Origin of the sequence: Bacteroides sp. BFG-637 (assembly GCF_024793605.1) — a bacterium.
In the GTDB taxonomy this organism is placed as follows: domain Bacteria; phylum Bacteroidota; class Bacteroidia; order Bacteroidales; family Bacteroidaceae; genus Bacteroides; species Bacteroides vicugnae.
On sequence record NZ_JANUPD010000002.1, the window covers coordinates 3,759,435 to 3,771,635 of the forward strand.

The following is a 12,201-nucleotide window of genomic DNA, read 5'->3' on the forward strand; positions in this document are numbered from 1 at the left end:
TTTTTTGTGGATTAGAATTGAAGATCAATACCAAATGTAAATACTCTACTCTTCGGGTAGGCACCCCAGTCTAGTCCTGGAGTCATAGGGTTGCTGCTTGCACTATTAACTTCCGGGTCATAACCGCTGTATCCGCTTATGCAGAATAAATTCTGACCTGTTGCATATATGCGAAGCTTAGATGCATGAAACTTACGAGTCCATTTGTGTGGCAGTGTATATCCTAAAGTTATATTTTTTAAACGTAGGAATGAGCCATCTTCTATAAAGCGGGAATATACATCATTAACAATATATCCATCCTGTGAAGGAACTTTATTTGATGCATTTGTCGGACTCCAACGATCGGCAACTTCAGCCAACATATTTCTACGGCCACTTCTGGATTGTGTAGCATACAAACGGGTAGCATTATATATGTCATTTCCATAATTGAACTGGAACATGAAACTGAAGTCTATACCTTTGTAATTAAATGTATTTGTAATACCACCATACCATTTGGGCATAGCATTACCAATAACGGTACGGTCATTAGTAGTAATAATGCCATCGCCATCCTGATCTTTATATTTCACAACACCCGGCTTAACACTACCATATCGTGCATTATTTGTGATTCCTTCTTTCAGAATCAACTGATTGTCAGGAGTTGTGTAAAAATCAGAACTTTGATAAATACCGTCAAATTCATATCCGTAAATAAGACCAAGTGACTGTCCGACTGTTGCAATATAGTCATATGCAGTAAAGTTGCTGTCGAATCCAGAACGTGCATACATTGACTCTACTCCTGAAGCTAATCCCTTCAACGTGTTTTTGATAAATGAGATGTTGAAGTTGGTCTGCCAAGTAAAGTTACGTGTCTGAATATTAGTAGAGTTAAGACTTAGCTCAATTCCTTTATTCTGGATCTTACCAATATTCTGCATTTGTGAATCGAATCCAGTAACATGTGCTAATGACTGTGCTAATAATAGATCTTTTGTATCTTTGATAAAGAAATCAGCTGTAACATTTAATCTGTTGTCAAAGAATCCTAAATCGACTCCTAAGTTAACACTGCTTGCGCCTTCCCATTTTAAATTAGCATTTTTCAATTGTTTGGGAGTTAGGACAGTAACAGTGTTGTTGCCAATTCCATATTTGTTTGCTTCCATATAAATCCATGGAAAGATAATTGGAAATACGGTCATTTCCTACGATACCCCAACCTAGACGGACTTTAAAATTAGATACCCATTCAACATCTTTCATGAAAGCTTCTTCCGAAACACGCCATGCGGCTGAAAATGAGGGGAAGAATCCCCACTTATTTTTATTAGAGAATACAGTTGATCCATCGGCACGTACTGTAGCTGTAAATAAATACCGATTATCATAGTTGTAGTTTCCACGTGCAAAGAATGATAGAAGCGTTTTCTCGCTGTAACTACTTTCAACTCTACTCGGAGTAGCTCCCAGTCCCAGATAGTCGTTGCCTAAATTGTCAAAAGGGAAATCCATTGCTTCACCTAGTAAATATTCTGTGCTTTTAAAAGAAACTTCATGACCTAACATAATGTCATAGTTGTGCTTTTTTACCTTCTGTTTCCAAGTAAGGTTGTTGGAGTTTGTCCATCGTACGTCACGACCCATTTGTGTGCGTCCATAAGGTTTTTGACCATTACGGTATGCTTCTTTTGAACCATCTTTGTAGAATATATCTGTACGATTGTTGGTTGTATTGTAGGTCCCTGAAGTCTTGAATGTCAGTCCTTTAATGATCTGCCATGTTGCCGAAGCGTTTCCGGACCACATTTCTGCACGTTTATTATTTGTTACCGACTCGGTTTGTTTAACTGGGTTTACTTGGGCTAAACTTTCACCTGATTCGAGCATTTCAGGGTCAATAGCTGAAGCTAGGAGTTCTTCGTCTGTCAGTTTTAGTCCACCCGTGGGACGGGCACTTAATATTTGTGCAAGCATATTGAAGCGTCCGGAATCACCGGATGTACCTACACCTTCACGGTTTGTCAATGCATAGTTAACAGTAAAATTGAAGGAAAGGCTTTTACTTAATTTCTGATCAAGACGGAATTTACCTGTTGTTTTATTAAAACCACTATTTTTGAAAATACCATTTTCAATATAGCGTGAGAATGATGCATTATATTTAGTATCTTCCGTACCTCCCATAATTGATAAACTATGATCTTGTGACCACGTCGGATTGAATGTTTCATCTTGCCAGTTTACACCGCTTACACCAATATAGTCATCCAGGGATTGATAACGATAAGGGTTTCCGTCATCATCATTTCCTGTTTTAAAATAACTGTCGGAGTATTTAGAGTTTACTTCTCCTTGTAATTTAACGAATTCATATGGAGATAGGACATCTAATTTCTTTGATATTTTACGATAACTAGCTGAACCATTATAGTTAATAATAGGTTTCCCTATTTTTCCAGATTTAGTGCTGATCAATACGACTCCATTTGCTGCACGTGCACCATAAATAGCTGAAGAAGATGCGTCTTTCAGAATCTCAATAGACTCAATGTCAGAATTAGACAGATAGTCAATATCATCTACTTCAAAACCATCGACAATATAAAGTGGAGAGGAATCTCCCGTCAGAGTTCCGACACCACGGATATTAATACTGAAACCAGCACCTGGAGTACCATCTGTTGATGTGATTTGTACACCTGCGATTTGTCCTCCTAATGCGCCTGCCACTGAACTGGTTTTAAATCCTTCTACATCTTTGGCTGCTATAGAAGCTACGGAACCTGTTAAGTCACTGCGTTTCATTGTGCCATAGCCAACTACAACTACTTCATCTAGAGTTTGGTTGTCAGGAACCATTTTAATGTTGACGGTAGGTTGCCCGGTAAATTTAATTTCCTGTGTTTTGTATCCAATATATGAGAATGTAATAACAGCACCTTTATTGGCTTTAATTGTATAATTACCATCAAAGTCAGTTATACTTCCAGTTGAAGTTCCTTTTACTTGTACAGTAGCTCCGATGAGAGGAGTATCTGTTTCGTCTACAATAACACCTTTTAAAGTGGCATTCTGGGCATATAGGCTGATCGTTAGGATCAGTGTCAAGAGGGTGAACCACCCTCTTGTGCTAATTGATTTTATAAAATTTATATTGTACATAACGAGTATTTTTGCATGTATTTATTAGAATTTAGTATCAAACCAGATAAACATAGGAGAAACTCTTGCTCCACTAGCAGCTCCTTGAGGATCTTCTCCTTTGACGCTGTAAGTCATTTGACCAATCATTGCTCCATTAGCATTGCCATCTTTTGTGCGCCACATATTAGGATTAATATGTACCTTAAAGTCGGTCTGATCTATGTATCCTAGAGGTTTACTCAAATCTGTTATATTATCAAAATATGAGACAGGTTTTCTGGATGTACCTGCATCTATACTATATGAATTCCATAATGTAGATAAGAAATTGTTGACTCCTTGTGCTAATTGACCACTTATATGTGAATCGGGACCTGCTATGTTATAGTAGAAGAAATCACGTCTATAGTCTAATCTGAATGTTGATTTGTCTATATCGGTTCCTAAGCTTGGAGCTTCAGATACACCACCTTTCATCGGATTAACTTGGAAGACAAATGGAGTGTATTCTAATTGTACATTATTATCTGATAAAGTAGAGAAGTGGAAGAATACGGGTTGACTTACAGAAACTGCAGTTTTTCCTTCTCCTGCTGTAGCTGTAACCATAACCATACCACATTGTCCGGCTTTTAAACCTGTGATAGTAATTTGTCCGGTAGTAGCATCGATAGTTGCTTTTGTATTGTTGGGATTATGCTTCAACTCAACCTCCCATTTTAACGATTTCAATCCACCCGATGCATCTGTTGAAACTGGCGTAGGTTTGACTGTGTTGAGTTTAGCACCAGCTGCAATTCTAAATTGATCAGCGTAGTTCTCTATTGGCTGTAAGTTTAGATTGTTTCCATAACGGAAGAATGTGAAATAATTCGGATTTCCTATAATCTTCAATGTAAATGTCGCAGTTTCTGAACCTTTGGTATTTGTTGCCATCACTTGAACGGTATACTGTCCGACAGGAATAGTATTACCTTTTTTAATAGTGATGTTGCCATCCAGATCAAGATTTAATTGTCCTTGAAGTTCAGTTGCGAGGTCTATGAACTCATATTTCACTTCATCACCTTTGAAGTTGTCATTCTTCTGAATATCAATTTCTACAGCTTGAACTTCTTCTACATTAGTATATCCGAAATTGGCTATCGGCTCTATAAATTCGACTGCATTTAATGTGAGTACATTTTCAAATACGACCCCTTCTGTAGAGTATTCGTTTATAACTTTGACACTGATTTCGTATTTTTCTCCATCTTTGAAACCATGATGCGCAGCCACAGACAATACTCCAGTTGTTGGATCTATAGTAATTTTGTCTGTACTTGGGCTTATTGAGCTGATGCTGTAAGTCAACCCTTCTGTAGAACCTTTCAGTACTGGTGGGTTGCTCTGGAAAGTTGTTTCCGGACTAAGCTCTCCCTCTTCTTCTATTTTACCTTCATTGGGAGTATATGTTAGAGACAGAGGTCTGGAAGTGACATTAATTTCCAATGCATTTTCAAAAATACCCATTTCAGGATCTTCTCCAGTCGCTGCTGTTGTTAACTTGAATGATAAGATGTATTTGCCAGGTTGGATATTCTGGTTACCTTTGATAATTGATATTTCGCCGGTTTCCGAAACTGTAAAATAAGTGTCTGGGTCTTCTATTATAGTTTCATTCCATACAACGGAAGCAATTGTGTAGTTTGTAATGGAAATATGATTACCTTCCGTTGTTATTTGTGAGGTCGGTAATTCTTGACTGCTTTCAGTATCAATAATATCTGCATATTCTACCTGAAGTTTTTCAGGAATGGCTTTGATGCCATCTGGCACAGGTTTCATCATATTGATTTCTACAATATCTGCATATTCGTATCTGCTACCATTAGAATAGCAAGAGATAGATAACTTGTACAAGCCTACTGGAGTATTGCCTGTACTATTTAATGTGATTTTTCCTGTTTCTGAATCAATGGTAAAGATATTGCCAGAAAAGGCTTCTCCATCGAGTGTTATTTTGGTAATACTAAAATCGTATGGAGTACTACCTTTGTAAGTCGGACTACTGATAATTCCTGTCATGGAAGGTCCGATATCAGTCATACCTGTGTAGTAAATAGTAAACTTCGTAGAGTCAGTGGTTTCCGTATCAGTACAAGAACTATTGACTACTGTCAATATGATTACTATGAGTGTTCCTAGTAATCTTGAAGTAATGTTTAGTAATTTAGATCTCATATTTTAAGAGTTATTAGTTTATAAGGTATATGATAATGGGTATATAGTTCCTCCTACATTTACTTCTATAGATACGCTATTTTCACTATATCCGTTATCTGTGAAATGAGCAGATATGTTATTTATATCAGTGCTTTTTTTAACTGGTATGATAACTGTGATATAACGTGCTGTTTCATTAGATTCTTTATTCATATCTATAGTATATGATTGCCGGTCATTATAGTTACCGTCAACAAGATATGCTATGCGTCCTGTAAAAGGTGAACAGGTTATCTCCTTATTGGCAAAAGTACGTACAATGATATTATTGTCATTGCTAAATGCTGTATGAACACCGTTTTCTTCTTTGTCCATAACTACTTCGGTACTACTACCTTCACAAAGATTAAAGCTTAGATTTACAGTACCTTCAGCACTCCCAATGCCTTCGTCTACCAGTACGAAAAATTCTTTATTTACATAAAATACAGCACGACGGTGTTTTAAGTTGTCATATCCTTGATTCTCAAATACAACAAGTTCTGTTGCACCTTCTTCAGATTTTAAAAGTTTGCCTTCGGCCTTTTTTATGTTTTGCTTCCCTAATGATAATGTATTATGCTTGTCAATACCGCGAAACCAATAACGTAGTGTGTTGTCGCCACCAGTACTGTAATAGGTACATACTCCTGAATCGGGGAAGAAATTACGCCCATTGTGATAAAGTTCAAATGTTCCATTGTCAGGTTGATTATGGCTGTATGCACTGATAGAGTTGGAGGCGTCATTACTTTTATTATTACTTAAAATCATGACAGTAGAGCCATACGTCCAGCCGTTGCGTAATACGTAATATCCTGCTTGGTCAAATAATTTCATATCGTTATTTGGAGTATGTCCTTGGGGAGTACCACCGTTACCTGCAGTTTGCATGTATTTAAGTTCCTCACTGTTAGGGAACATTTCTACATATTGTTTGAAATTTGTATTTTTAAGTACATTACGTGTCCGACTCCATGAATCATTAAACATGGGTACTACATTATCAGAACCTTTGCTAAAATAGTTGGGATAAGTGAAATGCATTACTACTTCAGCTGCTTTTGAAGTGGTTCTGTAAAATTACTAGGCAATTTACTGGAAAGTTGGTTTGCCTCTGCTAATTTCATAGCCTCATAGAAATCTGCTACAATACTTATATGATAATGAAGAGACATTTCTTTATGCCATCCATCACTCATTATCTGATTTTGTACTTCTTCACTAAGTATTTGGTAACCAGTTTCCATCCATTTTTCAGCATTTTTGAATTCCGGCATTAATGTTCCGGCAGTTGCCAGTGCATTAGCTTGTGATATCAGAATATTACCTCCTGATTCATAAGGATAATCAACAAGAAAGTCAGCTTGCTCTGCAAACTCTACTAAAAAAGTAGTAAGCCATTCTGGTGTGAAATTAATAGAGTTTTTGAAGTATTCCAATAATTGTACTTGATCATTGATACGGGTTGCTACTTGTAATTGCCACCAAGACGTTGTGTTTGTACCGCTTTCCGGTTTAGGATTTTGGTCTATCCAATTATTATATACCTCAATCCATGATTGAATGTATTTTTCATTTCCGCTAATTCGATAGGCTTTAGCCTGTGGAATAAACCATTGATGGCGATGTAGTTGTTTCTGATACTCGTCAGAGGCACCTTCTGGAGAAAATGTCCAATTAATCGTTCCATCTTTCTTTAAAGAATATGGTTTCAATGTTTCTTGATCTTCATAGAAATTGTTTACATGAAAGCGATAGTCCTCCAATGCATAATCCGCTTTTGTTTGATCTGCTTCTGAGATTGTTACATTAATTAAGGACAAATTGGGATTAGTAACATTGGTTCTTGTTCTGTAGTATTCCAATAAAGCATTGGCCGCGTAATAATATTCCCCTGTTTCATAGAATTCTTTCACTTTTTCTAATCCGGGATAATTAAGGTTGATAATGTCGAATACGTTGGTATTTACAACATCATTGGGCTTAGAATCGGGAAGTAGATCTATATCTACATTTCCTCCGGTTAATAGATCGTCGTCATCGTCTGCGCATCCTGTAAAAGCGAAAAGCGCACATAAACAAATAAAGAAGATGTTCTTCATACTTTATTAGGTTTTAATTATTAAAAGTTATATTTTACTGTTTGCAAAATTAGCTTATTAAATTATAGACTATAGTCTACCTTGTTCACACTTTGTTCAAAAATGATTTTTTTGATATTAAATTTGTTGAATCATATGTTATTTCTGTCTAAAAAAACTGTTGTGGAACTGATAGAAGGCTATTTTTGTATCATAATGTAATCTAATCTACCAGTGTTTACAAGGTTGGTTTTGTACATTTTTAGGTGTTCTATTGGATGATTTTTAATCCATAATGATTTTTGGAAGTATGAGGAATCGGAGAAATAATAAAATCAGGCTTTTCTCCTTGAGGGGAAATGTAGACCTCTTCTCCTTTTTTTAAATCAATCCGATAAGTATTGCTTTCGAATGATTGTACAGTGAAGTCTCTTTCTCCTTTAAAGACAGGGTTAACTATATCAGTCGTTATAATGCAAGGTTCTCCAGCCAGACTTTTGATATGGATGAATTGTGTTTTTCCCTGTTTTCTGCTAGCAGAAACTTTGAATGCTCCTTCCGTACGCAGACCGGAATAGGCGATGTCTTTCCATGTATCAGGAATAGCTGGAAAAATGCGGATTTTTCCACCCCAACTTTGTAGTAGCATGTCGTGAATACTTTGAGCACCGGAAAGAGGCGTTTCAATAACAGGACCGCTCTCTCTATACATGGTGGTTGGACTGAGAAACTTGCCAAATAATTTGTTTAAATAAGTTAGTGCGTCATTTCCCTTTCCGATGGCAGAGGATATGGAAGATGCACCTGTACATGAATAACCTAAGAGAGCTTTGGGCTTGCTTTGCCAGAAAGTGAGTGATTTTTCAATCGTTTCGATACCGCCCGGCTGTTCTTTATTGATAAGGTACAGCGGATAGATGGCGAGTAGATGCGAATAATGTCTATGAGAGAATGCATATGGCATATCTTTCCCAATAAGTAATCCATTCTTATCCATAGGATAAGGAGTTAGATTATAAAGGACGTCTTTCCATGTATTAGCCAATGGATCTTGAATGTTCAGACGATGGGCTGATTCCAATAGAGTTTGGCATCCCCAACGTAATAATGCAAGATCAAAATTACAATCTTCCGTACTATCGTACTCAGGAGAATAAGTTGCCGGAAGGTGAAATTTCCCATCTTCTCCTTTTTTAAGAAAATGCAGGTAGTAGTTGATTGACTCTTTTAATAAAGGAAATAGTTTATTCCGTAGAATGTCATCATCCATTTTATGACGGTAGATAAGCCATAGGTTGTGACAGGCCCATGGGAGCAGGCCTACTTGCGCTTTACCTTTTCCGGGAATACCTACTTCTGTAGTCATACATTCCAAATTGGAAGCGACTCCTATGCCTAATGAATTATGACGATAATTAGGATGAATGTTGAGACGTAACTGGTCTATGTGATTGTAAAGTGCATTTTCTAAAGAGGCTGCGAGATCTAAATGGTCGGAAGCATTTAGTGCCCAGTATGTGAGCTGTACATTGAGGTTCCACCAAGCATTTGGCCAGGGAGTTTCCGTCAGCCATGGACCTGTATTGTCTATTAGAGCACGGTCGCCACGGGTAGCAGAAGCTAGTTTGTACATTTGAATCCAATAAAAGTTCTCTTTTTTGTGCTTCCGGTAATGTGATGAAGCTATTTGGATAAAAGGAATTCCACCATTTACGATGTGTCTTTTGCAAGGATGGATAGCCTTCGCTTATAGCTTTCCGGATTTCAGTTTTACATATTTCACTCGAATTATTTTGAGGATATGTATGTGTAAGGTTTATCCATAAGGTACGTTCCTTTTTAGTTGATTGAGTCTCTTTCCAGCCTACTGTTGTTTCACCACCTGCCAATAGCTTCTGAACAGATAAGTTGATATCTTCTTTTCGAGTGATTGTTGGTGCAGGATTGAGTTCATAGTCTTTGGGAATTTTATTGATTTGTCCCCGCCTTCTAAAAAGTAGATAGCGGGGACTATTGGCTTCAGCCGCTACCCATTCCCATTTGAAGTCATGTTCTTCTCCTTCTGTAGTTGCTTTTACTGCTATTATCATATTGTCAGCATGGGCAAAGGTTTGTAGGTGGATAACCCCTTTGGTGGTGATAATATCTGTTGATGCTTCGGCATTCCAAAGGTCAAGGCGCATCTTACCGCTGATTATTTCTCCTCTAGGATGCAGGGCAAAGTAACCGGTAAGTAGTCGGGGAATCCCGAATACATCTCTTTTGTATGATGGTCATGCACATCACAGTTACCGGTTTCCAGACGCAAGTAGTTTTCACCGGGTGCTTTGTAGATCATTAATCCTAATTTGCCGTTGCCTAGATAAGCTGATTCATACCAGTATTCTGGCAGCTTTTCCCATACCATATCTTGCTGGCTCATGAATTCAGGCCAATTAATATCCTGTTTAAGAGTTGTAGAATGGGCGTCTACAGTGAAAGAACAGATTAAAAATAGAAAGATACAGTTAAGGTATTTACGTCGAATATTCATAGTGCTATCTTTTATATTAATTCTTAAGTTCGTAATTTAGATTATATGTTTCATTATCAATTGTCACTTCAATAGAAACATTATCTGAATCTGAAGGATTATCTGTGAATTTAGCGTTAATCTTGTGATTGGAAGCTGTTGTTACCGGATATAATATGGTAATATAACGTACGGATGTGTTTTTCTTTTTCTCCATAACTAATGAATAAGCTTTTCTGACAGAGAATTTTCTATCTGTCTGATATGAGATTCGTCCCTCAAAAGGTTTTAATACAATGTCTTGATTCCCAAAACTGCGAATAAGCAAGTTGTTATTATCTTCAAAAGTTGTATGCGCACCCATCTCTTGAATATCCAAATTGACATTGTTGACTGATGTCTCGTCACAAAGATGGAAATATAATTTGGAATATCCGGTAGCTGCTCCAAAGCCTTCATCTACAAAAGCGAAGAATTCGACAGGCTTTTTCACATAGAAGATGGCACGGCGGTGTTTGAAGTTACTATATCCTTGATTTTCTGTTATTATTAGTTGTTGGTTATCGTTTTCTTCTGATAATAATAGTTTGCCTTGTGCCTTGTTGATGTCTTCGGTTCCGGTGGCTTCCATGCTCTTCCAATTGTCCCAAAACCATAGTATTGTGCGCTTTGGTCTGACGGAACCACCTGCGTAATTCCATTACTTCCGTATCATTTTCTTTCATATATGAACAAACGCCGGAATCCGGAAAGAAGTTGCGACCATTGTGATATAGTTCGAACGTCCCATTGTCGAGTTGGTTGTGACTTGAATCTTCTAATTTGGAAGATACATTGTTGCTGTGTACCAACATTGTTGATTGGGGAGTCCAGCCATTGCGTAATACATAGAATCCAGAGTATTCGAACGTTTTGATTTTGGTATCGGGTGGAGTTCCTTTTCCGTATGTTTTCATGTAGTCAAGTTCTGAATCATCCGGGAACATTTTGGCATATTTTACGAAGTTCTTGTTCAGTACACTGCGTGTTTTTATCCACGAATCGTTGAATGCAGGACTGCAATCCTTACTTCCTTTAATGAAGTAGCTAGGATATGTAAAGTGCATGACGACTTTAGTGGCTTTCAGCAAGACGTTGTCGAGTTCTGGAGAAAGCAGGTTGTCCGGTAGCTTATTTAATTGGATTAATCTCTTTAAATCATATAGCCCGTCCACTATACCTATGTGATAGTGGAGTGAGAGATCATTCGTCATCCCATCTCTTAAAAACAATTTTGTGGTTTGCTCATTAATGATGTTACATCCTGTTTTTTGCCACTGTGGGGCATTTTTTAGTTCGGGGAATAAGGTTCCTGCAAAGACTAATGCTACTGCTTGGCTTAGTAGAATATTGTTTTCTCCGGTGTATTTGTACATGGACAAATAGTCGGCGTGTTCTGCAAAGTGTATGAGGAAAAAAGAAAGCCATTCGGTTGTGAAGTTGGGAGAGGACTTGAAATGCTCGAATGATTCTGTTTGTCCCATGATACGTGTGGATACCTGAAGTTGATACCATTTGAACTTGTCCGGTTTTCCATCAGGTTTGGGGTTCTTGGCAATCCAGTCGGTATATACTTCTTTCCATGAATATATGTATTTTTCATCGTGAGAGTTTTGGTAAGCTTTCCCTTGAAGGGGCATCCAGTTATGACGATGTAATTGTTTTTGATATTCATTGTCGGCTCCTTTGGGAGCAAATTCCCAGTTAATTGTTTTATCGTTGTTTTGCAATGAATAAGGGATCTTTCTGGTTTTGTCTTCCAGATAATTGTCATTGACATAAAAGCGATATTCGTTTATTGCATAGTCGGCATATCCTTGTTCCGTTTCATTAAGGGTAGTAGATAGGTTTGGATTTATTATCTCTGTTCTATTTTTGTAATAGGTGAGCAGCTTTTTCAGGGCAGCATCACTGTCACCGGTTTCATACAGAGATTTTACCTCCTCCAATCCGGGATAATCAAGATTGAGTATTTCAAATAAATATTCTTCAGTATTCTCTTTCGGAGGTGTCGGTTCCTCTTTTGACGGAATGTCATTGTTCTCTTTTTGAGGGATATCATTATCAGTACATCCTACGATTGTAAAGACAAAGACTAGCAATATATTAATCCGGAAACCGTTTTTGAAATTCATAGTATAAATTTTAGTTTGGATAGATTTTAATTTATATGAGAGCTGGTTA

At 37.3% G+C, this 12,201-nt stretch carries 3 protein-coding genes and 3 pseudogenes; all 6 read right to left on the reverse strand.

Annotated elements, in window-relative coordinates; all coding sequences use genetic code 11:
• Positions 1 to 11: 11 nt before the first annotated feature.
• Positions 12 to 3,156, reverse strand: a pseudogene (locus NXX38_RS14485) (SusC/RagA family TonB-linked outer membrane protein).
• Positions 3,157 to 3,180: 24 nt separating this feature from the next.
• Positions 3,181 to 5,361, reverse strand: a complete 2,181-nt coding sequence (locus NXX38_RS14490; RefSeq protein ID WP_258979902.1) for a surface glycan-binding family protein — start codon at positions 5,359 to 5,361, stop codon at positions 3,181 to 3,183.
• Positions 5,362 to 5,379: 18 nt separating this feature from the next.
• Positions 5,380 to 7,487: pseudogene (gene hepC / locus NXX38_RS26915) on the reverse strand (heparin-sulfate lyase HepC).
• Between the two features lie 250 nt (positions 7,488 to 7,737).
• Positions 7,738 to 9,999, reverse strand: a pseudogene (locus NXX38_RS26920) (glycosyl hydrolase family 95 catalytic domain-containing protein).
• A 16-nt stretch (positions 10,000 to 10,015) separates the two neighbouring features.
• The gene (locus tag NXX38_RS26765) at positions 10,016 to 10,609 is read right to left on the reverse strand and encodes a heparinase II/III family protein (protein WP_309600933.1); all 594 of its coding nucleotides are present in this window, start codon (positions 10,607 to 10,609) and stop codon (positions 10,016 to 10,018) included.
• Positions 10,539 to 12,152: a heparin-sulfate lyase HepC gene (hepC, locus tag NXX38_RS14510; RefSeq protein ID WP_309600934.1), complete on the reverse strand. Its 1,614-nt coding sequence runs from the start codon at positions 12,150 to 12,152 to the stop codon at positions 10,539 to 10,541. Before hepC (NXX38_RS14510) ends, NXX38_RS26765 begins: the two co-directional genes overlap by 71 nt.
• Positions 12,153 to 12,201: the final 49 nt, after the last annotated feature.

Bases quoted from the DNA above. Each gene is read 5' to 3' on its own strand.
- NXX38_RS26765 (WP_309600933.1), bottom strand. From the start codon at position 10,609: ATGGAAGCCACCGGAACCGAAGACATCAACAAGGCACAAGGCAAACTA.
- NXX38_RS14490 (WP_258979902.1), bottom strand. From the start codon at position 5,361: ATGAGATCTAAATTACTAAACATTACTTCAAGATTACTAGGAACACTC.
- hepC (WP_309600934.1), bottom strand. From the start codon at position 12,152: ATGAATTTCAAAAACGGTTTCCGGATTAATATATTGCTAGTCTTTGTC.